This is a genomic window from Microbacterium sp. RD1 (assembly GCF_052220165.1).
Classification (GTDB): Bacteria; Actinomycetota; Actinomycetes; order Actinomycetales; family Microbacteriaceae; genus Microbacterium.
In genome coordinates, this window is the sequence record NZ_JBQPOL010000003.1 from 383156 (window position 1) to 404236 (window position 21081).

22 protein-coding genes and 1 tRNA gene are annotated in these 21081 nt (G+C 71.1%); 9 read left to right on the forward strand and 14 right to left on the reverse strand.

Annotated features, from left to right (window positions below; genetic code table 11):
• The first annotated feature begins 2 nt into the window (after nt 1–2).
• From ACTU3I_RS16375 to ACTU3I_RS16385, 3 genes are read left to right on the forward strand one after another with little or no spacing between them, the layout of a single operon-like run.
• Nucleotides 3–1103, forward strand: coding sequence for a carbohydrate ABC transporter permease (locus ACTU3I_RS16375; RefSeq protein ID WP_442926772.1), 1101 nt, complete (start codon nt 3–5; stop codon nt 1101–1103).
• Nucleotides 1100–2023, forward strand: a complete 924-nt coding sequence (locus ACTU3I_RS16380; protein WP_442926773.1) for a carbohydrate ABC transporter permease — start codon at nt 1100–1102, stop codon at nt 2021–2023. The genes ACTU3I_RS16375 and ACTU3I_RS16380 overlap by 4 nt, the downstream gene beginning before the upstream one ends.
• Nucleotides 2020–3963 (forward strand): glycogen debranching N-terminal domain-containing protein, encoded by a 1944-nt coding sequence (locus ACTU3I_RS16385; RefSeq protein ID WP_442926774.1) that lies wholly within the window; start codon nt 2020–2022, stop codon nt 3961–3963. The genes ACTU3I_RS16380 and ACTU3I_RS16385 overlap by 4 nt, the downstream gene beginning before the upstream one ends.
• Nucleotides 3964–3994: 31 nt before the next feature.
• Here the strand turns inward: ACTU3I_RS16385 and ACTU3I_RS16390 are convergent, their stop codons facing one another.
• Nucleotides 3995–4471 (reverse strand): YbaK/EbsC family protein, encoded by a 477-nt coding sequence (locus ACTU3I_RS16390; protein ID WP_442926775.1) that lies wholly within the window; start codon nt 4469–4471, stop codon nt 3995–3997.
• A gap of 65 nt (nt 4472–4536) precedes the next feature.
• Here ACTU3I_RS16390 and ACTU3I_RS16395 point away from each other — a divergent pair, with 65 nt between their 5' ends.
• The gene (locus ACTU3I_RS16395) at nt 4537–4971 is read left to right on the forward strand and encodes a pyridoxamine 5'-phosphate oxidase family protein (RefSeq protein WP_442926776.1); all 435 of its coding nucleotides are present in this window, start codon (nt 4537–4539) and stop codon (nt 4969–4971) included.
• Nucleotides 4972–4978: 7 nt separating this feature from the next.
• Here the strand turns inward: ACTU3I_RS16395 and ACTU3I_RS16400 are convergent, their stop codons facing one another.
• Nucleotides 4979–5785: a methyltransferase domain-containing protein gene (locus ACTU3I_RS16400; protein WP_442926777.1), complete on the reverse strand. Its 807-nt coding sequence runs from the start codon at nt 5783–5785 to the stop codon at nt 4979–4981.
• A gap of 144 nt (nt 5786–5929) precedes the next feature.
• Here ACTU3I_RS16400 and ACTU3I_RS16405 point away from each other — a divergent pair, with 144 nt between their 5' ends.
• Nucleotides 5930–7006: a Glu/Leu/Phe/Val dehydrogenase dimerization domain-containing protein gene (locus tag ACTU3I_RS16405; protein ID WP_442926778.1), complete on the forward strand. Its 1077-nt coding sequence runs from the start codon at nt 5930–5932 to the stop codon at nt 7004–7006.
• A 52-nt stretch (nt 7007–7058) separates the two neighbouring features.
• Here the strand turns inward: ACTU3I_RS16405 and ACTU3I_RS16410 are convergent, their stop codons facing one another.
• The gene (locus tag ACTU3I_RS16410) at nt 7059–7784 is read right to left on the reverse strand and encodes an acetolactate decarboxylase (RefSeq protein ID WP_442926779.1); all 726 of its coding nucleotides are present in this window, start codon (nt 7782–7784) and stop codon (nt 7059–7061) included.
• A 133-nt stretch (nt 7785–7917) separates the two neighbouring features.
• Between ACTU3I_RS16410 and ACTU3I_RS16415 the strand changes: the two genes are divergently transcribed.
• Nucleotides 7918–8334 (forward strand): DUF6069 family protein, encoded by a 417-nt coding sequence (locus tag ACTU3I_RS16415; RefSeq protein WP_442926780.1) that lies wholly within the window; start codon nt 7918–7920, stop codon nt 8332–8334.
• Nucleotides 8335–8359: 25 nt separating this feature from the next.
• Here ACTU3I_RS16415 and ACTU3I_RS16420 read toward each other — a convergent pair whose 3' ends face one another.
• The 9 genes from ACTU3I_RS16420 to galU form a co-directional block, all read right to left on the reverse strand.
• Nucleotides 8360–9148, reverse strand: coding sequence for an IclR family transcriptional regulator domain-containing protein (locus tag ACTU3I_RS16420; RefSeq protein ID WP_442926781.1), 789 nt, complete (start codon nt 9146–9148; stop codon nt 8360–8362).
• A gap of 39 nt (nt 9149–9187) precedes the next feature.
• Entirely contained in the window at nt 9188–10363 is a 1176-nt protein-coding gene (locus tag ACTU3I_RS16425; RefSeq protein WP_442926782.1) for a thiolase family protein, read from the reverse strand.
• 1 nt (nt 10364) lies between these two features.
• Nucleotides 10365–11027 (reverse strand): 3-oxoacid CoA-transferase subunit B, encoded by a 663-nt coding sequence (locus tag ACTU3I_RS16430; RefSeq protein WP_442926783.1) that lies wholly within the window; start codon nt 11025–11027, stop codon nt 10365–10367.
• The gene (locus ACTU3I_RS16435) at nt 11024–11767 is read right to left on the reverse strand and encodes a 3-oxoacid CoA-transferase subunit A (protein ID WP_442926784.1); all 744 of its coding nucleotides are present in this window, start codon (nt 11765–11767) and stop codon (nt 11024–11026) included. Before ACTU3I_RS16435 ends, ACTU3I_RS16430 begins: the two co-directional genes overlap by 4 nt.
• 214 nt (nt 11768–11981) lie before the next feature.
• A tRNA-Ala gene (locus tag ACTU3I_RS16440) sits at nt 11982–12054 on the reverse strand.
• A gap of 54 nt (nt 12055–12108) precedes the next feature.
• Nucleotides 12109–13053, reverse strand: a complete 945-nt coding sequence (locus ACTU3I_RS16445; RefSeq protein WP_442926785.1) for a large exoprotein — start codon at nt 13051–13053, stop codon at nt 12109–12111.
• A gap of 66 nt (nt 13054–13119) precedes the next feature.
• Nucleotides 13120–13986, reverse strand: coding sequence for an LLM class F420-dependent oxidoreductase (locus ACTU3I_RS16450; protein ID WP_442926786.1), 867 nt, complete (start codon nt 13984–13986; stop codon nt 13120–13122).
• Nucleotides 13987–14045: 59 nt separating this feature from the next.
• On the reverse strand, nt 14046–14675 hold the full coding sequence (locus ACTU3I_RS16455; RefSeq protein WP_442926787.1) for a GNAT family N-acetyltransferase: 630 nt from the start codon (nt 14673–14675) through the stop codon (nt 14046–14048).
• A gap of 23 nt (nt 14676–14698) precedes the next feature.
• Entirely contained in the window at nt 14699–15589 is an 891-nt protein-coding gene (galU, locus tag ACTU3I_RS16460) for a UTP--glucose-1-phosphate uridylyltransferase GalU (protein WP_442926788.1), read from the reverse strand.
• An 85-nt stretch (nt 15590–15674) separates the two neighbouring features.
• Between galU and ACTU3I_RS16465 the strand changes: the two genes are divergently transcribed.
• The 3 genes from ACTU3I_RS16465 to mscL are packed head-to-tail and all read left to right on the forward strand — an operon-like array spanning nt 15675 to nt 17060.
• Nucleotides 15675–16271, forward strand: a complete 597-nt coding sequence (locus ACTU3I_RS16465; protein WP_442926789.1) for a 5-formyltetrahydrofolate cyclo-ligase — start codon at nt 15675–15677, stop codon at nt 16269–16271.
• Nucleotides 16272–16288: 17 nt separating this feature from the next.
• Nucleotides 16289–16600: an FmdB family zinc ribbon protein gene (locus ACTU3I_RS16470; protein WP_442926790.1), complete on the forward strand. Its 312-nt coding sequence runs from the start codon at nt 16289–16291 to the stop codon at nt 16598–16600.
• Between the two features lie 34 nt (nt 16601–16634).
• Nucleotides 16635–17060 (forward strand): large conductance mechanosensitive channel protein MscL, encoded by a 426-nt coding sequence (gene mscL, locus ACTU3I_RS16475; protein ID WP_442926791.1) that lies wholly within the window; start codon nt 16635–16637, stop codon nt 17058–17060.
• 110 nt (nt 17061–17170) lie between these two features.
• On the opposite strand, the gene ACTU3I_RS16480 is transcribed toward mscL, so the two are convergent.
• Together ACTU3I_RS16480 and ACTU3I_RS16485 are read right to left on the reverse strand one after the other, a co-directional pair.
• A complete protein-coding gene (locus ACTU3I_RS16480; protein WP_442926792.1) occupies nt 17171–17380 on the reverse strand; it encodes a hypothetical protein in 210 nt (69 codons plus the stop codon).
• Nucleotides 17367–21047, reverse strand: coding sequence for an AAA family ATPase (locus tag ACTU3I_RS16485; RefSeq protein WP_442926844.1), 3681 nt, complete (start codon nt 21045–21047; stop codon nt 17367–17369). The genes ACTU3I_RS16480 and ACTU3I_RS16485 overlap by 14 nt, the downstream gene beginning before the upstream one ends.
• Nucleotides 21048–21081 lie beyond the last annotated feature (34 nt).

Consider the following 21081-nt stretch of genomic DNA (forward strand, 5'->3'; position numbering starts at 1 on the left):
GCATGGCATCGGTCACCGTGGCGTCTCGCCGCGCCGGGTCCTCCGGGATCCGGCGCGGCGAGGCCGCCGCCGGGTGGATCTTCACGCTCCCCGTGCTGATCATCCTCGGCGTCTTCCTCCTCGTCCCCGTCGTCATGGCGCTGTGGGTGAGCTTCTCGGACTGGACCGGTCGCGGCAGCCCGTTCTCCTCCGTCGTGTCGTTCGTCGGCGGCGAGAACTACGCCGCCATCACGACCGGCGGGGGGCTGGCCGAGCGCGACTTCGGCATCTCGCTGCGCAACAACGCGTGGTACGTCCTCCTCGTCGTCCCGCTGCAGACGGCGCTGTCGCTGTTCCTCGCCGTGCTCGTCAACCGCGCAGTGCTGCGCGGCAGGGGCTTCTTCCGCACGGCCTTCTACTTCCCGTCCGTCACGAGCTCGGTGGCCATCACCGTCCTGTGGCTCTTCCTCTTCTCCACCACCGGCGCCGTCAACGAGGTACTGTCGTGGCTCGGCGTGAACGGACCCAACTGGTTCAACGAGCCGCGCGGCGTCCTCCACAATCTCCTGGCCGTCTTCGGCGTGCAGTCCGGACCCGACGCCCTCACCGGTGCGGGCTTCTTGGGCGTGACGTGGTGGGACTGGCTGGCGGGTCCGTCGGTCGCGATGAGCGCCTTCATCATCATGGCCGTCTTCACCACGTCGGGGACCTTCATGCTGCTGTTCATCGCCGCGCTGCAGAACATCTCCGGCGACGTCGACGAAGCGGCGATGATGGACGGCGCCAACGCGTGGCAGCGCTTCTGGCGCGTGACCCTCCCGCAGCTCAAGCCCACGCTCTTCACCGTCCTCACCCTGGGGCTCATCGGATGCTGGCAGGTCTTCGACCAGATCTACACCGGCACGCAGGGCGGCCCCGGGAAGACGACCCTGACGCCGGCCTACCTCAGCTACAACTCCGCGTTCATCTCGCAGGAGTGGGGGCAGGGCGCCGCTATCGCGTTTGTGCTCTTCGTCATCATCGTGGCCTTCACGATCCTCCAGCGCTGGGTGCTGCGCGATCGGCCGGTGTCGCGCCGGCGCGCGCGGCAGTACGAGGTCCGCTCGAACGGAGCCGTGCGATGACGGCGTCGGCGACGGGCCTGCAGGCCGACGTCCTCGTCGAGCAGGAGCAGACCGGCGGCGTTCGTCTCGGGCGCCCGCGGCGGCACCTCCCTCGCAAGACGGTGGTGTGGCAGGTCGTGCTCTATGCGGCGCTGGCGGCGCTCGCGCTCATCTACATCTATCCGTTCCTCGTGCAGGTGGCGACGTCGTTCAAGACGGATGCGGATGCGGCGGCCGACCCGGTCTCGCTGATTCCGAGCCCGGTGTCCTGGGCGGCGTACGAGCAGCTCTTCCTGCAGTCGAACTTCCCGACGTGGTTCGCCAACTCCGCGATCGTGACCGTGTTCGTCACCATCGGCCGGGTGTTCTTCGACTCTCTCGCCGGCTATGCGCTCGCCCGCTTGCGCTTCCGGGGGCGCGGTATCGTCTTCGCCGCGCTCGTGGCGGTCATGGCGGTGCCGACCGTCGTCCTGCTCATCCCGAAGTTCCTCGTCATCAACCAGCTGGGCATCTACGACTCCTACGCCGGCATGATCCTGCCTCTTCTGGTGGATGCGGCGGGGGTGTTCATCATGAAGAACTTCTTCGAGTCGATCCCGCCCTCGGTGGAGGAGCAGGCGCGCATCGACGGCGCCGGGACGTTCCGCATCTTCTGGTCGGTGGTCCTTCCGATGGCCCGGCCGGCGCTCATCACGATCGTGATCCTGTCGTTCCAGGGGTCGTGGAACGAACTCAGCCACTTCGTGATCTCCACCCAGTCCTCCGAGCTGACCACGCTGACGAAGGGGGTCGCCTCGCTCGCGAGCGGCCAGCTCAGCCAGGGCAGTCAATACCCGATCAAGCTGGCGGCTGCGGCCATCATGACGATCCCCGTCGCCGTGATGTTCTTCATCTTCCAGCGCCGCATCATGAACGCCAGCGAAGGAGCCGTCAAGGAATGACCGTCGACACCCCCGCCCGCGCAGCGCACGCCGCCGCCCCCGCGGAGCATCCGCGGCAGCCGCTGCTCTCGGACGCCGTCATCGGGCTGCGAGCACCCACTCAGGTGTGGTCCCGTAGCACCGGCGAGATCGGCGGCGCCGCCGTCGACGGCGTCTACCACGGCGACGTCCGCCACGTCGCCGAGGTGACGGTGTCGTTCGAAGGCTCCGAGATCGAGTGGATCTCCACGGCCCCGCACGGACCCTCACGGCTCGTGTTCGGCGGTCTGCTGCGCGGTGTCGACGACGCCACCCCCGACCCGAAGCTGCGGGTGATGCGCGAGCGCCGCGTCGAAGCCGGGCTCGTGCACGAGTCGTACACGCTGCACTCGGGATTGCGGGAGCCCGTGACGACGGCGGTCACCGTCCGCCTGCGCCCGGAGTTCGCGTCGCTCCTCGAGGTGAAATCCGGCTCCGTCGCCGCGCGGGCGTTCACCGCCCAGGCGTCGCGCGGGAGCATCCGGGTCGAGGCCGGGGAGGCGGGCTTCGTGTTCTCCGCCCCGGACGCTCGCCTGGGCGACGACGACGGGGTTATCGTGGCGACCTGGCCCGTGCAGCTCCCGCCCGGGGGACGTGTCGCGGTGGGATGGGCGCTCGAACTGTTCGACCCGACCCTGGTCGTGCAGGCCGCGCGTACCCCGGTGCGGTGGGAGTCCGAGTCGGTCGTCGAGGAGACGGCCGACTCGAGACTCGCCCGCTGGCTGGACGTGGCGCTGGGCGACCTCGACGCCCTGCGCCTGGCGCTGCCGGATGCCCCGGACGACGAGTTCTTCGCCGCCGGGGCGCCATGGTTCTTCACGCTCTTCGGGCGCGATTCCCTCTGGGCGGCGCGGCTCGCGCTGCCCCTGGACCCCGGCATCGCCGCATCCACCCTGCGCGTCCTCGCCCGGCTGCAGGGCACCGACGACGACCCGGCGACGGCCCAGGAACCCGGGAAGATCCTCCACGAGCTGCGCTCGTCGGCGATCGAGCTCCCCGGCGAGGGCATCGTCCTCCCGCCGCGGTACTACGGCAGCGTCGACGCGACTCCGCTGTGGATCTGCCTCCTCGCCGACGCATGGCGAGCGGGGATGCCCGACGCCGACGTCCGTGCCCTTCTTCCGGCGCTGCGGCGAGCGCTCCAGTGGATGCGGGAGGAGGGTGACAGCGACGGCGACGGCTTCCTCGACTACATCGACCGGATGGGGACCGGGCTGGCCAATCAAGGCTGGAAGGACTCCGGCGACTCGATCCAGTGGCGGGACGGCCGGCTCGCGGAAGGGCCGATCGCGCTGTGCGAGGTGCAGGGCTACGCGTACGAGGCCGCACGCGCCGGCGCGGACCTCCTGGAGGCCTTCGGAGACGACGCCGACGATCCGGCAGGCCTGCGCGCCTGGGCTGCCGCGCTGAAAGCCCGCTTCGCCGAGGCGTACTGGGTGCGGACTCCGGAGGGCCGCTACCCCGCCGTGGCCCTGGACCGCGACAAGAACGCCGTCGACACCCTCACCAGCAACATCGGCCATCTCCTGGGAACGGGCATCCTCTCTCCCGACGACGAGGCGCACGTCGCGGCGCTCCTGCTCGGCCCGACGATGTCGAGCGGCTACGGCATCCGCACGATGTCGACGGGGTCGGCCGGATACTGGCCGCTGTCCTATCACGGCGGGAGCGTCTGGGTGCACGACACCGCGATCGCGGTTCACGGCATGCTCCGCGCCGGGCTGCGCGCCGGGGCGCGCGAGGTCGTGGACGGTCTCGTCGCCGCCGCCGAGGGATTCGGATACCGCGTTCCCGAGCTGCACTCCGGCGACCCGGCGGCGGAGTCGTCGGTCCCGACGCCCTACCCCGCCGCCTGCCGGCCGCAGGCGTGGTCGGCCGCCGCCGCGGTCACCGCCCGCGAGGCTCTTCGAGGAGGCCTCTGAGTCGTCGGATACTCCTCGGCCTCGCCGCCGTTCAGTCCACCCGCACCACGGCGCCCCCGGTGAGGCCGACCAGTTCGCCGAACGTGAGGGGGAACACGGTGTGCGGGGTGCCGCCGGCCGCCCACAGGACCGGGTGGGCGGCGAGCGCCTCGTCGACGACGGTCCGAACCGGCGCCGGGTGTCCGGTGGGCGCCACACCGCCGATCGGCTGACCCGTGGCCGACCTCACCTCCTCGGGCGTGGCCCGGCGGATCCGCTCCATGCCGAGACGCTCCGCCAGCGCGACGGTGTCCACACGGTGGGCGCCGCTGGTCATGACCAGCAACGGCTTCTCGTCGCCGACGAAGACCAGGCTGTTGGCGATGGCGCCCACGTCGACGCCCAGAGCGGATGCCGCCAGGGCGGCGGTGGACGCGGCATCCGGGAGCACGACGATCTGCGCGTCGATGCCCTCCTCCGCGAGCCGTTCGGCGACGAGTCTGCTGCGGGCGGGAAGGGCCTCCGTCATGCCCTCAGCCTAGAGCGGCGTCAGGGAGGCTCTGTACTCTCGGGAGCATCCACCGAGGAGGCATGATGGCGCGGACATTCACCCCCGGCGATCCCGCGAACGAGGCGGCGATCGACCTGCTGGAGAAGCGGATCATCGCGTGGTTCACGACCGTCGACGCCGACGGCGCTCCCCACGCGGTTCCCGTCTGGTTCTTCTGGCACGACGGCCGCGTGGTCGTCTTCAGCCGAGCCGCCACGGCGAAGGTGGCGCACGTGCGTGCCGGATCGCCGGTTCTGGTGCACCTGGAGACTGGCGCGTTCGGCAACGAAGTGGTCATCCTCCGCGGCACCGCTGAAGTCTCGGAGCGCTCCTCGGCGCAGTGGCTCGCGCATTTCCGGCCGGCGTACGAGGAGAAGTACGCCGCCGCCGTCGCGGACTACGGGCAGCCGCTCGACGCGATCGTCGCGACGTTCTCGACGGCGCTCGTCTTCACCCCGGAGACCGTGCTCGCCTGGTAGGCGCCCCTCACGACGCGGTGCCCCGCGCGATGATCTCGGCGTGGGGCATCAGCATCCATCCGTCCGGCGCCGCCGCCCACTCGAGCCACCCCTCGGCGATCCGCGCGAGCGCGTCGCGGTCGGCGAGCCCGTGCTCGAGAGCGTGCCGGGCGAAGTCCGACTCGGTCGCGCGCTGGGCCCACGAGTCGGCGAACCAGCCCCGGTCCTCGGGCGTGGCATACAGCCACACCGACGCGGAAGGCTCGATGTCGCGGAGCCCCGCCTGCTGCGCCCACCCGAGAAGGCGGCGGCCCGCGGACGGCTCGCCGCCGAGCGTGCGCCCCAGCCGCACGAAGAGGTCGAGCCATTCGTCGAGGGCCGGCACGTGCGGGAACCAGGAGATCCCCTCATAGTCGACCTCCCGCAGCGCCACGATCCCCTCCGCTCCGGCGACACGGGCGAACTCGGCGATCGCGTCCGTGGGTCGCGTGAGGTGATGGAGTACCTGATGGGCGTGGACGATGTCGTACTCCCCCGACCCGGCCGACAGCGCATACGCGTCGTCGACGTGGAAGTCGATCTGCACGCCGCGGTGCCCGGCCACCTCCCGTGCCATCTGAAGGGCGACCTCGGAGGTGTCGATGCCCACGACACGCCCCGGCGCGACACGCTCGGCCAGGTCGACAGTGATCGTCCCCGGCCCGCATCCCACGTCCAGAAGAGACATCCCCTCACGCAGACGAGGAAGAAGGTAGGCGACGGAGTTCTCGGCCGTCCGCCGCGCGTGCGAGCTGACGACGCTCGAATGGTGCCCGTGCAGGTACTGCTCCGCCATGCGCCGACCCTACCCCTGATGCCGCCCGCTCTGGAGCGCGCCCTCTGTCGTTTCGTCCCGCGCCCGGGCACAATGGAATCGGCTGCCGCACACCCGCGGCGGCTGTACCTACGGCCCACGAGGCCCGCCGGAGAAGGATCGACGATGACCCCTGCACTGCCCCTGCCCGATTTCACCCACGAGCGCGTGGAGGTGAGGACGGGAGAGCGCAGTGGTCTGTTCCTCGCCGTCGCACTCCACTCCGCCGCGCTCGGCCCCGCCCTCGGCGGCGCTCGCGTGTGGACCTATCCCCACTGGAGCGCGGCACTGGGCGACGCCTTGCGCCTCTCCGCCGCGATGACGCTCAAGAACGCCGCGGCCGGATTGGATGCCGGCGGAGGAAAGTCCGTCGTCGGCCTGCCGGAGGGAACGGTGCTCGACGCCGAGCGACGCCGCGCCGTCTTCCTCGACCTCGGCGACGCCGTCGAGTCGCTGGGCGGGCTCTATCGCACCGCAGAAGACGTCGGCTCGACCGCCGAGGACATGCTCGTCGTGCGCGAGCGCACCGCTCACGTCGTGGGGCTTCCCGACGCGGCGGGCGGGTCGGGCGAGCCGGCCGGCCCCACGAGCGTCGGCGTCTACGAGGCTCTTCGGGCCACCCTCGAGCGCGTCTGCGGATCGGCGGACGTCGCCGGCCGACGAGTGACGATCTCCGGTCTCGGTCAGGTCGGCAGCCGCCTGGCCGCTCGCCTGGCATCCGAGGGCGCGATCTTGCATGTGACCGACGTGAACCCCGCCAAGCGCACCCTCGCGGCCGACCTCGGCGCGACCTGGGTGGCGGCGGGAGAGGAGCACCTGATCCCGGCCGACGTCTTCGTCCCGGCGGGGATCGGCGGCGTCCTCACCGACGAGGTCATCGAAGCCCTCGACGCCCGTGCGGTGTGCGGGCCGGCGAACAACCCGCTCGCGGACCACTCCGGCGCCGACCGGCTGGCGGCGCGCGGAATCCTCTACGCCCCGGACTTCGTCGCCAATGCCGGCGGCGTGATCTACCTGGACGCCGAGGACAAGGGTCTCGGGGACCGCGCGCAGATCATGGCCCGCGTGGCCGCGATCGGCGACACCGTCCGGCGCGTCTTCGACGAGGCGGAATCACGCGGGGTGACGCCGCTCGCCGCCGCGGAGGGGCTGGCTGCCGAGCGGCTCACCGCGGGAGCCCGCTCCGCGCAGCTCGTCGGCTGACGAGGAGGCTTGGCGATCGACCGTCCGGGGCGCCCGGGCGGTCGATCCCGTCTCACCGAGGCGAGGCGCTCTCCACCGCGATGATCCGGTGGTCGTCGTCGTGGGTCAGCGGCGTGGAGAGGAACACCTCGTCGGTCGGCAGCCGCAGGTCGAAGCGCGCGAAGGCGGCGATCCGCAGCTCTGCATCCTCGACGCCGACATCCAGAACGTGGCCGCCCAGCTGGTGGTCGTCGGAGAGGAAGTGCAGGTGCGCGCCGGCGACGGCGATGCCCTGGTAGATCTCGGGAACCCAGAACCCGACGAGCGTGCCCCGCGCGTCGGAGACCCGCGTCTCGATCTGCCGTTGCGCGATCTCCGCGAGCGGGACGGGGAACCCGGATGCACGCGGCGGGACGCGCACCGTGACGGAGCGGAACAGTCCATCCAGGCGGACGGCGTGGAAGAGGTTGCGGCTGAGCACGTGCTCCTCGATGCGGGAGAGGAGCTCCTCGTGCCCGGCCTCGCGAACCGTCGACGGCGCGACCGCGGGAAAGGTGCACACCTCGAAGAACGGGAGTGTTTCGCTCTCGGTCATCGTGCGCGGCGGGCCGTCGACCGTGCACTCGACGAGGTGCCCGTCGACGAGGATCACCTCACCCCCGAGGCCCTCGCAGCATCCGATGCCGAAGTCTCCGAGGCCGCGCACCTCGGGGGCGGGGATCCCGGTGCCATACGCCCCCGCGAGCAGGGCATCGAGCACGGCGTACTGGGTCACGGATCCTGTCGAGAGCGTGGTCACGACCCGACCGTATCGCGCCCGACGCGCTGAGCGTCCGCTACTCCCAGAGGAGTACGCAGGATACTCCCCGGAGGCCTCGTGGCGAGGGCGCCGAAACCCTAGCGTTCCGATCATCCCCAGCGATCGGAGCGTCATGTCCACTTCCGTTGTCCGCCCCCGCACGACCGCCGTCGTGCTCTTCGTGTTCTCCGGCGTGGTCGCATCCGCGATCTTCACCTCGGCGCTGGCTTTCGCGGCCCTCGCGCTCGGCGCCGACGCGGCGTTCATCCCGCTTCAGCCGGGCCCGTACCTGACCTTCGGCATCGCCGGGTTCCTCGTCGGTCTCGCGGGGTGGGTCCTCGTCGTGCGGTTCGCGCGGCGATCGGCGCGCGTTCTCCGTGTGCTCGTCCCGGTCCTCGTGCTGCTCACACTCGTCCCCGACGTGGTGCTGCTTCTCACCGGGTTCCTGCCGGGCACGACGGGCATCGGAGTCGCGGCGCTCATGCTGATGCACGTGCTCGTGGCGGCGACGGCCGTGTTCATCGGGCAGCGGATCTCCCCTGCCCGCTGACGAGGGCGACAACGGGCCGGTTTCGCTAGACGAGCCGCATATCGCCGTCGATCGCCGACGTCGTGGCCAGCAGGATCGGCACGTACACGTCCTCGATGCGCTCCACGCTGTCGCGCGTGGCGCTCGTGGAGATGTTGACGGCGGCGACGACTTCCCCGTCTCGGCCGTGCACGGGCGCGGCCACGGAGCGCACACCGGGCTCGAGTTCACCGTCGATGAGCGCCCAGCCACGCTCGCGGACGACGTCGAGCTCCGCGCGCAGCTCGGCCGCATCCGTGCGCGTACGTGGCGTCAGAGGCTCGAGGGGGGCGCTCGTCAGCACGGCCTGCGCGTCATCCGGGGCCAGCGCGGCCAGGAGGACGCGGCCCATGCTCGTCGCGTACGCCGGAAAGCGCGTGCCGATCGTGATGCGCACGCTCATGATGCGGCGGGTCGGGACGCGCGCGACGTAGATGATGTCGGCGCCGTCGAGCACGGCCGCCGACACGCTCTCGCCGACCTGGTGGGAGAGCCGCTCCAGATGCGGCTGCACGATCTCCGGCAGCGACATCGACGACAGGTACGAGAAGCCGAGCTCGAGGACGCGCGGAGTGAGCGAGAAGGACCGCCCGTCGGCGCGCACGTATCCGAGGGCCTCCAGCGTATGGAGGAACCGTCGCGCGGCGGCGCGGGGCACGTCCGCTCGCCGCGCGACATCGCTCAGCGTCAGGGCGGGGTGCTCGCCGTCGAACGTCCGGATGATCGCCAGGCCGCGGGCCAGTGACTGGACGAAATCGCCGGAGCCCTCGGCTGCGGACACGGTCTCGTCGGTCACCGCCTCACCCTACCGCCGGACGGCGCAATCCCTCGGAGCTCACCGCTCGAGCACGACGGCGAGGCCCTGCCCGACGCCGATGCAGATCGCGGCGACCGCGACCCCGCCGCCGCGGCGCTTCAGCTCGTGCGCGGCGTGGCCGATGATGCGCCCGCCGGATGCCCCGAGGGGGTGCCCGATCGCCAGCGCGCCGCCGTGGATGTTGACCTTCTCCGGGTCGAGATCGGGCCAGCCCGCGATGCAGGCCAGGGACTGCGACGCGAACGCCTCGTTGAGCTCGACGATGTCGACATCCGCCCACGTCTTTCCCGCGCGGGCGAGAGCCTTGTTCGCTGCCTCGATTGGCGCGATGGGGAACTGGTCGGGATCGACCCCGTGCGCGGCGCGACCGATGATGCGCGCGAGGGGATCGCCGGGAAGCACGCCTTCGCCGGCGAGCAGCACCGCGGATGCGCCGTCGTTGATGGGCGAGGAATTGCCGGCCGTCACGGTGCCGCTCTCCCCCCGGCCGAACAGGGCCTTCAAGCCCGCAAGCTTCTCGACCGACGTATCGTCGCGGATGCCCTCGTCGCGGACCAGTTCGGCGCCGGGCACCTGAACGACCTCGCCGTCGTAGAGCCCCGAGGCCCACGCCTGCGCAGCGAGCCGGTGCGAGCGCACAGCGAAGGCGTCCTGCGCGTCGCGGGAGAGGTTCCACTCCCCCGCGATCTTCTCTGCGGACTCACCGTTCGAGATCGTCCAGTGCGTCGGCAGCGCCTTGTTCGTCATGCGCCAGCCGATCGAGGTGTTCCACATCGTCTGGTTCCCGACGCTCGGCCACGCTCGCGGCGACTTCTCCACCACGAACGGCGCACGGCTCATCGACTCCACGCCCCCGGCGAGCACGATGTCGGCATCGCCGGCCTCGATCGCGCGGGATCCCTGGATCACCGCCTCCACCGACGATGCGCACAGCCGGTTCACGGTGACGCCGGTCACCGACGTCGGGAAGCCGGCCAGGAGCGCACCGAAGCGCGCGACGTTGCGGTTGTCTTCGCCGGCCTGGTTGGCGTCGCCGAAGATCACGTCGTCGATGCGCGCCGGGTCGAGGTCGGCGCGTTCGACCGCGGCCTTCATGACCACGGCGGCGAGGTCGTCGGGACGCACGCCCGACAGGGCGCCTCCGGCGCGGCCGAACGGCGTGCGGACGGCGTCGTACACGAAGCTCGCGGACATGTCAGTTCCCTTCTGCGGATGCGGCGGAGCCGCCGAGGTCGAGGCCGGTCAGCGCCTCGAGCGAGGCCACGGTGTTCTCCCCGAACGCCTCGCGCACGCGGAGGCCGCCGGCAGTCACATCGAACACCGCGTGGTCGGTGTAGATGCGTGTCACGCAGCCCACGCCGGTGAGGGGGTAGGCGCACTCGCGGACGAGCTTGGACTCGCCGCGCTTGGTGAGCAGGTCGGTCATGACGTAGACCGCCTTCGCGCCGATCGCGAGGTCCATCGCGCCGCCGACGGCGGGGATCGCACCCGGCTCGCCGGTGGACCAGTTCGCCAGGTCACCGCGTTCCGAGACCTGGAAGGCGCCCAGCACGCAGACGTCGAGGTGACCGCCGCGCATCATCGCGAACGAGTCAGCGTGGTGGAAGTACGCGGCCCCGGCCAGCGCCGTGACCGGCTGCTTCCCCGCGTTGATGAGGTCGGGGTCGATCGCGTCGGGCGCGGGGGCGGGGCCCATTCCCAGCATCCCGTTCTCGGTGTGCAGCACGATCTCGAGGTCGGACGGCAGGAAGTTGGCCACGAGGGTGGGCGCTCCGATGCCGAGGTTCACCACTGCCCCTTCGGGGATGTCGGCGGCGATGCGCGCGGCGAGCTCGTCGCGGGTGATCCGGCTGCTCATCGAGTCTCCTCCGCATGCAGGGGGCGGCCTTCGAGATCCACCCCGCCGACGAAAGTCCCGTCTTTCACCCACGGCCGCGCGCCGACGGCGACGACGCGGTCGACGAAGATGCCGGGGGTCGCGATCGTCTCGGGGTCGATCTGCCCGAGCGGAACGACCTCGTCGACCTGAACGATCGTCGTGCGCGCGGCCGTCGCCATGATCGGGCCGAAGTTGCGGGCGGTCTCGCGGTAGACGAGGTTCCCCCACCGGTCGGCGCGCAGCGCGCTGATGAGGGCGACGTCGGCGCGGATCGGGTACTCCAGCACGTATTCGCGGCCGTCGATCACGCGGTGCTCCCGCCCCTCCGCAAGGACCGTGCCCACCCCCGTCGGGGAGAAGAAGGCGCCGATGCCGGCGCCGGCGGCACGGATGCGCTCGGCGAGATTCCCCTGCGGGACGAGCTCGAGCTCGATGCGCCCGCTGCGGTAGAGATCGTCGAACACCCACGAGTCGTGCTGACGGGGAAACGAACACACGATCTTGCGGACACGCCCCGTCGCCAGGAGCGCCGCCAGACCGACGTCGCCGTTTCCTGCGTTGTTGTTGACGATCGTCAGGTCGTCGGCGCCGGAGGCGATGAGGGCGTCGATGAGTTCCACCGGCTGTCCGGCGCGCCCGAACCCGCCGATCAGGACTGTCGCGCCGTTCGGGATCCCGGCGACGGCACTCACCACGTCGGGAACGGTCTTGTCGATCACGGTAGCTCCGTCTGTTCGCTCTGCGCACGCATGTTCTGTCTACGAACAGTCTAGCGCGACACCTTGCTGTAGGGAACCGCCCACCCCGCGAGACTGCACGCGCGCCACGAGACTGCGTCCGCCGCACGCTGTCTCGTGGCGCAGATGGAGTCTCGCGGTGAGGCACCGGAAACGACGAAGCGCCCACCCGGGAGGGTGAGCGCTTCTGGATCGGTGGACCTGAGGGGATTCGAACCCCTGACCTCTTCATTGCGAACGAAGCGCGCTACCAACTGCGCCACAGGCCCGTGAACCTCCGCTACATTATCACGCCGGGCACCCCGCCCCGCGCGGCGGAGGGGCTACTCGCCGACGGCTCGACGGGCCAGGAGCTGGCGGACGTGGGCCTCGATCTCGGCGTCGTCGACATAGCCCATCCGGCTGAACTCCGAAGCCCGCGCCGTGCGCGCGGTGTCGATCGACGGCGGCGCATTCTGCGCTGCGAGCCCCCGCAGCGCCTCCTCGCGCGCCGCGACGCGCAGGGCCTCGCGAGCGTCCCGTTCGTCGAGCACCGCCGCCGCGCGCGACCCCGCTGACGAGGCGAGGGGGCGCGGCAGTTCGCGCGGCGTCCAGCCCGCTGCCCGGGGGCGCTCCAGAACCACGTCGGGGAGAGGAACGGCCGCCGGCGCGACGGCCTCGACGGGCGCGCGGACGACGGCGCGGGCAGCGACACGCGACATGCGGTGCAGCGTCACGACGCACGCGACGAACGCGATCGCGCCCGCCCAGATGAGAACGGCGGATGCGCCGAGGACCATCTGCCACGCGCCCACTCCGACCGCGGCGAGCGCCGCGACGGCGACGACGGTGGTGGTCAGCCGCATCCGCCGGCGCGCGCGGGCGCGACGCGCTTCGGGGGCCCGACGGGCGGCCTCGCGCTGGGCACGAGCGGCGGCGATGGTCTCGGCGCGGTGGGCACGGGCGAGCTCGCGGTCGGCGGCGCTCTGTTCCTTGGCGATCTCGAGTTCTGCGCGGGCGATCTCGAGCTCGGCCTGCTCGCGTTCGGCCTGCGCGCGACGCGCGAGGCGCTGCTGGGCGAGCGCGGTCCGCGCGTTCAGCTCGAGCTGCACCTCCCTGGGCGTCTCGCTCGTCTCCGCGAGCACCCGCAGGGCCTGGTTGAGGCGCACGGCGTTCCGCTCGGCGGAGGTGTACTGATAGCGGCTGTGCCACGACGGGAGGAGATAGACGAGCCACAGCACGACGGCGACAGCGACGATCACCCCGCCGCCCAGCACCTGCCCACCCATGCCGCTAACGGTATGCGACCGGGGCGCGCCGCTGCGGCAGCGGGCGCGCGTGTCGCGGAGCAGTCTTCAGAGCTCCGCGAGACGAGGGAGGACCTCGGCGGCGACGCGCTCGACCTGCCCGACGGTGTCGGCGGGGCGCGCACCGAGCGCGACCTGCGTGATCCCGAGCGCGGCGAGGCGCTCCATGTGCGGAAGGAACGTGTCGGCGAACGGATCGAGCGCCGAGCCGATGACCGTCTTCTCGATGGCGTCGTAGTCGGTGCCGACGGTCTCGCAGTGTCGGCGCAGCACGTCGAGGAGGTGCGCGACCTCGTCGGGATCGTTCGTCGTGAGGTTCACGATCTGCGCATACTGCGCGGCGAGGCGGAGCGTCTTGCGCTCGCCCTTCCCGCCGATCATGATCGGCGGATGCGGGCGCTGGATGCTCCGCGGACTGTTGAGCGTCTCCTCCAGCTGGTAGTGCGTCCCGGCGTAGGGTCCGTCGTCGTCGCTCCACATCTGCAGCGCGATCTGCAGCGCCTCTTCCAGGCGCTCGAACCGCTCGCCGATCGGCGGGTACGGCACGCCCAGGGCGTGGTGCTCGCGGTCGTACCAGGCCGCGCCGATCCCGAGCATCGCCCGCCCCGAGCTGAGGACGTCGAGGGTCGTGACAGTCTTGGCCAGGAGCCCGGGGTATCGGTAGGTGACACCGACGACCAACGGTCCGATGCGCATGCGCGAGGTGTGGGCGGCGAGGAACCCCAGCGTCGTGAACGCCTCGAGCATGGGCTCCGTCGCCGGGGCGACGCGCTCCATCTGGAACCAGTGGTCCATGACCGTGAACTGGGTGAACCCCCCGTCCTCGGCGACGCGCGCCGTCTCGGCGAGGATCGATGGGAGCGCCTCGGGGGCGCCGGGAACGGAGTAGTTCCAGAAGTGGAGACCAGCCTGCATACCGTCAGGCTAGAGGGGCTTTCGACCGGGTCGGGCGGAAGCGCGGAAATTCGACCCGCTCAGGCCGGGAGGCGGTCGGCCGGCGGGATCGTCGCGGCCTCGGAGGGTGCGTGGCCGCTCGCCCAGCGGGGCAGCACTCCCTCGGGCACCTCTTCGCGGACGAGGGCGAACGCGTAGTGGTCCCGCCAATCGCCGTCGATGTGGATGTACCGGCGCCGCAACCCCTCGTAGCGGAAGCCGAGCTTCTCGACCACCCGCAGGCTCGCGACGTTCTCCGGGCGGATGCAGATCTCCATGCGGTGAAGACGCAGCTCGTCGAAGCACACGTCTGTCGCCAGGGCGACAGAGGTCGGGGTGATGCCCTTGCCGGCGAAGCGCTCGCTGACCCAGTAGCCGATGGTCGCGGAGGCCAGCGAGCCGCGAGCGATGCCCCAGACGTTCAGCTGCCCGGCGACCTCGCCGTCGTACTCCATCACGAACGGCACGCCCAGCCCGTCGCGGTGCTGCTGCAGCAGTCGCCGAACGCCCAGGCGCATGTCGAACGACACCGGCCCGTCGGGGCTCGTGGCCTCCCACGGCCGCAGCCACGACCGATTGCTCAGAAGCTCGTTCTGCAGCACGCGCGCGTCGCGCGTGCGAACCAGGCGGATGGAGATCGGCCCGTGCCGTCGCGGAATCGACAGGTCCACGCCACCCCCTCGCTCGTGCGGCGTCAGAGACCCGCCGCGAATTCCTTGAACCAGGGACGCAGCTCCGGACCGAGATCGTCGCGGTCGGCGGCCAGCTGCACGATGGCCTTGATGTAGTCCACCTTATCGCCGGTGTCGTAGCGGCGACCGCGGAAGACCACGCCGTACACGCCTCCCCCGTCACCCGCCCCCTGCGCGAGTTCCTGCAGCGCGTCGGTCAGCTGGATCTCGCCGCCCTTGCCCGGCTCTGTCCGCTCCAGGATGCTGAAGACGTCGGGGCCGAGCACGTAGCGTCCGATGATCGCGAGGTTCGACGGTGCATCCTCGGCCTTCGGCTTCTCGACGAGCTGCGTCACCTTCACGACGTCGTCCTCGTCGGTCGCCTCCACGGCGGCGACGCCGTAGAGGTGGATGGAGGCGGGATCCACCTCCATGAGCGCGATGACCGTCGCGCCGCGGCGGCCGTACTCCTCGAGCATCTTCGTCAGCAGCGGATCACGCTCGTCGATGAGGTCGTCGCCGAGGAGCACCGCGAACGGATGGTCGCCCACGTGGGCCTGAGCGCGCAGCACCGCGTGCCCGAGGCCCTTGGGCTCTCCCTGCCGCACCATGTGGATGTCGGCGAGGTCGGAGGCCCTCTCCACCTTCGCCAGCTTGTCCATGTCGCCCTTGGCGCGCAGCTTCTCCTCCAGCTCCGGCATGGCGTCGAAGTGGTTGGCGATGTTGTTCTTGTTCCGACCCAGAATGATGAGCACGTCTTCGATTCCCGCGCCGACGGCCTCTTCCACCACGTACTGGATGGCGGGCTTGTCGACGACCGGCAGCATCTCCTTCGGCATCGCCTTGGTGGCGGGAAGGAAGCGCGTGCCGAGTCCTGCGGCAGGGATGACGGCCTTGAAGGGCTTGTGCGACATAGAGGACAGGCTAGCGGTACGCCGTCCCGCGCCGCCTCACGCTCGTTCTCGCCGGGCCGCACGGCCGGGACCGTACAATCAATCCGTGTCCGATCCCATCGAGCAGGCCAAGCGCGCGCTGCGCGCCGACCTGCGGGAGCGACGCCAGATCATGTCGGATGCCGCGCGCGCACAGGCCGCCGAGGGTGTACGCGCCCAGCTTGACGCGCTGATCGATCGCCTTGGCGCCCGATCCATCTCGTGTTTCCTCTCCACGACCACCGAGCCCGGCACGCGCGAGTTCGTCGACGCGGCCGTCGGCCGCGGCATCCGGGTGCTCCTTCCCATCACCCGCGCGGACGGTCTTCTGGACTGGGCGGTGGCCGAGCCGGACGGGGCGATCACCGAGGGCCTTCTCGGGATGCCCGAGCCCGTGGGCGAGGTGCTCGGCCCGATCGCCGTCAACGACGTCGACGTGCTCATCGTGCCCGCCGCAGCCGTCGACCGCACGGGCATGCGCCTGGGATGGGGACGCGGTTACTTCGACAAGACGATCGGCTCGATGGAGAACTGCCCTCCCGTCTACGCGGTCGTGTACGACTCCGAGCTGCTCGACGATGTTCCGCGCGACGTGCACGATCAGCCGGTCTCCGGCATCGTCACGCCCACGCGCACCCTCACCTTCACTCCGGCGACCCGCTGATCTTCCCAAGGAGCCTCATGCCCACCTACGCCTATGCCTGCAAGCAGTGCGGTCACCGCTTCGACGCGGTGCAGTCGTTCTCGGAGCCCGCGCTGTCGGTCTGCCCCGAATGCGGAGGCGCGCTGCGCAAGGAGTACGGCTCGATCGGTGTGACGTTCAACGGGTCGGGCTTCTACCGCACAGACTCGCGGGCCGGCGACAAGAGCGGCGCAGCGAAGAGCTCGGATGCCGGGTCTTCGTCGGACAGCGCGTCCTCCGGCGGATCGTCGGGCTCTTCGGCATCATCGAGCACGAGCAGCGCGCCCACCCCGGCCCCCTCGGGTTCCTGACCCGTCCGGGAACTCGCGCGGTCAGGAGCATCCCATGATCCAGGGGTTCAAGGAGTTCATCCTCCGCGGAAACGTCATCGACCTCGCCGTCGCCGTGGTCATCGGCGCGGCTTTCACGGCCGTCGTGAACGCGATCGTGTCGAGCATCATCAACCCGCTCATCGCGATCTTCTGGAAGCCCGACGCGAACGGTCAGATCGGCATCACCGTTCCCGGATTCTGGGGCGACGTGACGTTCCCCATCAGCGACCTCCTCAACGCGATCATCGCGTTCCTGGCCGTCGCCCTCGTCGTGTACTTCGTCTTCGTGTACCCGATGAACCGCATCAAGGAGCGCGCCGCGGCCCGCGCGGGTGTCTCCGAGGCCACCGAGGAGCCGCGGCTGCCCACCGAGCAGGAGCTGCTCGTGCAGATCCGCGACCTCCTCGACAAGCAGAACGGCCCCGCCTCGCGCGCCTGACACTCCGACGCGGCCCGCTGCCACGAGCGGAGTGCGTCTCACGAGCGGAGTGCGCATCCGCCGCATCCGACACTCCCGCCGTGAGATGCACTCCCCCGGTGACCGGCGGGTCAGTAGTGGGGCGGCACGTCGCGCCGCATCCGCTCATCGTTCGGGCCCTGATCGGGGCCGGAGCCGGATGCTGCGCCGGATGCCGCGTCCTGCGCGGCGTCCGCGTCGTCGCCGGGCACGGGCTCGGCGCCGGTGCCGGGAGCGGGAGTGAGCTTGGCCCGGCGTGACCCGGGGACCCGTTCGATCCGCTGGCGCTTATTCGACGACATCGATCGGCTGCGTGGCGGTGTCGGCGGTCGGACCGTCCGGCTTCACACCCAGCAGCGCCGCGATACGGCCGGCGACCGACGCCGGGTCGCTGTACAGATCGAACGCGTGCACGCGCACGTAGTGCCATCCGAGGCGCCGGAGGGTCTGCGGGCGCAGGCGCAGCGTCTCGCGCAGCGACTCCCCCGCCGTCTCCGGGTCGCTCTCCGCGACCACGGCCTTGCCGCCGTGCTGGGCGACCAGCGGAAGGAGACCGCGGTAGTGCACGTCGACGGCGAGGCCGAGGCGCCGCAGCTCACGCGCGAGGGCCAGCGTGAGCGGGTCGGCGAGGTCTTCCAGGCGTGCGTCGCGCGCGCGTGCGGCGAGACCGCCGAGGATGTTCATGAGGGTCGCGGCACCGTGCTCGAGCCGGCCGTCGTCGAACGCCGAAGGGCGGATCGACGACACGATCACCATCGATCGCCGCGCGCGGGTCATGCCGACGGTCAGCAGCCGCTCGCCGTCCGGGGTGGACAGGTCGCCGAAGTCGCTGAGGACCCGGCCGTGCTTGGTCAGGCCGAAGCCGAGAGAGAAGATGACACGATCGCGGCTCTCCGCGACGGATTGCTCGAGCGTGAGCACCGCGAAAGGTTCGGCGGTGTCGCGCGAGACGAAGTCGGCGACATCCGACCTTCCCGCGAACGCCGCCTCCACCGCGGCCCGCACGCGTTCGGCGTGGCGGGCGGAGGCGGTCACGACCATCAGCGACTCGGTGCCGCGGTTGACGGCATGCTCGACGACGAGGGTCACGACGCGTGCGACCTCCGCGTCGGGGCTCTCGACCGCGCCGGTGATGGGGTCGGGGGTGCCCGTGCCGCCTTCGACGTAGTCGACGCTCAGACTGCCGCGTCCGAGATACGACCCGGCCCACGGCAACGAGACGATCTCGCCGCCGTAGAACGCGTCGTTCACGAGCTCTGCGAGGTCTTCTCCGCCGGCGCGGTAGCTGCGCGTCAGCGTCGCGACCGGGAACAGCTCCGACAGACGCTCGAACACCGACACATCGTCGAAGGGCACCTCCGGCTCGTCCTCCGCCGGCACCAGGGTCGCGTTCACGCGGAAGGGTGTGGGCTTCTGCGTCACCGGGTCGCCGAACACGACGAGCTGGCGGCTGCGGCGGATCGCCGGAACCGCCTCCGCCAGGCACAGCGCCGCCGCATCCGCGATGATGACGACGTCGAACGGCTTGTCGTCGGGGATGTCGGGCACCTCGTAGGGCGAGGCGAGCCACACCGGAGCGAGCGTGTCGAGCAGGCGCGGCGCCGCCGCGGCGATCTCCGACGGCGTGTCGACACCCCGCTTGAGCGCGTTCTTCAGAGCGGTGGCCTCGCTCGCCTCGTCCACGAGACCGATGCGCCACTGCTGGGCGAGACGGGCTGCCAGAAGCGGGCCGGATGCGGCGGCATGGGCCTCGTCGACGAGCCGGAAGTCGCGCTCGAGGCGATCGACGACGCTCGTGTTGGCGCCGAGCAGAGCGCGGTCGGTGCGGAGGAAGTGCTCCAGCGCCGACTGCCACCACGCGAACTCGAGTTCGGTGCCCACGCGGTCTTCGGGGACGTGCCGCACCGACAGCTCCACCAGCAGGGTCTCCAGCCCCAGCGCGGCGAGCTCCGAGCGCAACGAGGCCCGTTCGACGAGGTTGTCGAAGAACTCCGACTCGGCGGCGAGGCCGGCGAGCGTGCGGACGAGACGCTGGACGGGCAGCGACGCCAGGCGATCAGAGCCCTCCCGGCCCAGGATCGCGTCGAGCTCGCCGAGCTCGGCGTCCACGCGCTGCCAGAGCACGTGCACGTCGGCGAGCCCCAGCGGCACCTCCGGCGTGACGCCGGCCTCGACGAGACGCTGCCACTCCGTGCGCTGCTCCTGAATGCGCACGAGGGCCTCGTACATGTCGGGGACGTGCACGCCGGGTCGCACGTACTCCCGCGACAGGCGCTTGAGCCGCCGCCGGTTGGGGCCGCTCATGTCGGGGGCGTCGCGCCGCGGCGCGTGCGCCTGGATCAGTTCGAGCAGCGGACGCTCGAACACCGTGGGGCTGAACCGGTCGAGCGAGTCGCGGATGCCCTGGAGCAGCCGCAGGTACGCGCCGAGTTCGGAGATGGTGTGGAACGGCCGCATCCGCGTCTGCGCGATGAGCTCGAATCCGCGCTCGAGAAGGCTCGACACGTCGCGCCGGTGGAGCTTGCCGGCGAGCGCGTGCGCGGCGCGGGCATCCTCGGTGCGCGTGAACGACACGCCGTACCACGGCGAATCGTCGGGGCCGAAGCGGAATTCCCCCAGCCGCGCCGCGGCCGCGAGCGCCTGAGCGGCCTCCTTGCGGCGACCGGCGAGCCGCTCGAGCGTGGCGAGGTCGAAGCGGGCGGATGTGCTCGGTGCCGGCGCCTCCCCGGCGAGCTTGGTGAGCGCGCGAAGGGTCTGCAGAACCGACACCCCGAGCGAGGGGTGCTCGCTCGTGACGGCCGAGCGGTAGTCGCGAAGCACGCTCCGCAACCGCACCAGCGCGTCGTCGACCTCCGCGACCTTCGGATGCTCCGCCTTCTCGTTGCGACCGATCGCGCGGATGAGGTCGCGCCGCAGGTGCGTCGGTGAGACGGCGAGACCCGGCAGCCCGATGCCGGCGAGGCGGTGACGGATGCCTTCCAGAGTCGAGCGCCGGGCGCTGACGACGAGCACGCGCTTGCCGCCCTGCACGAGCTGGCCCACGGCGTTGATGACGGTCTGGGTGCCACCGGTGCCGGGGAGCGTGTGCACCGCGAGGGAGTGGCCGGCGGCGATCCGCGCGAGCACGCGCTCCTGTTCGGCGTCGGCGTCGAGGAGGAGCGTGTCGGAGGCCGGCGAGCGGTCGTCGGGGCTGGTGATCTCGGGGTCGGCGCGTCGCGCCGACATCCGCGCGCGGTCGTCGGGATGACCGCCGAGCGCGTTGAGGACGGGATGGTCGAGATCGGCGGTGTCGCGCGCCATGGCGGAACCCACGTCGGCGAACGACGAGATCACCAGGCGCGGATGCACGACGAACGTCGGGATGTGGCGGGTCAGCGCACGGAGGTGGTCCACGACCGGCTGCGGCTTGAAGACGCCCTTGTCGTAGGCGAGGCCCGCGAGCGCGGTGCTGTCGAGCGGGATTCCGAAGTGGCCGAGGAACGCGCGGGCCAGCTCGGGGTTCACGAAGAATGACCCGTGGAGCTTCAACTCGAAATCGCCGTGGTGACGCCGGATGGCGAGGGGGCGCAGCAGCACCGGCGAAGACCAGGTCACTCCCCCGATCTTCCACTCGGCCACACCGACCGACAGATGCACGGGCTCGATGCCGCGCGCGGTCCGGAGCTCCACGTTTTTGGCGGTGATCCGCTCGGCGGCCAGACGCGCCGAGCGCAGCGCCACCTCATCGCGGAACAGGTTCGACAGCAGCGTCGAGCGGCCGGTGATGAACTGGGGCAGGCTGCCGGGATGAGCCTTCGTGATGTCGATGCCGGCGTCGACGGCGTCGTCGAAGCGCAGCAGGGTCGAGCGACCGCCCAGGACGGCAGATTCCGCCCGCAGCCGATCGCGTTCGGGGTCGGCGACGTGCCGGATGCTCACACCCGGCTCGGCGACGCCCAGGTCACCGGGATTCACGGATGCGGCAGCCATCTCTTCGTCGCCGGCCACGGCGCTGCCATCTGCT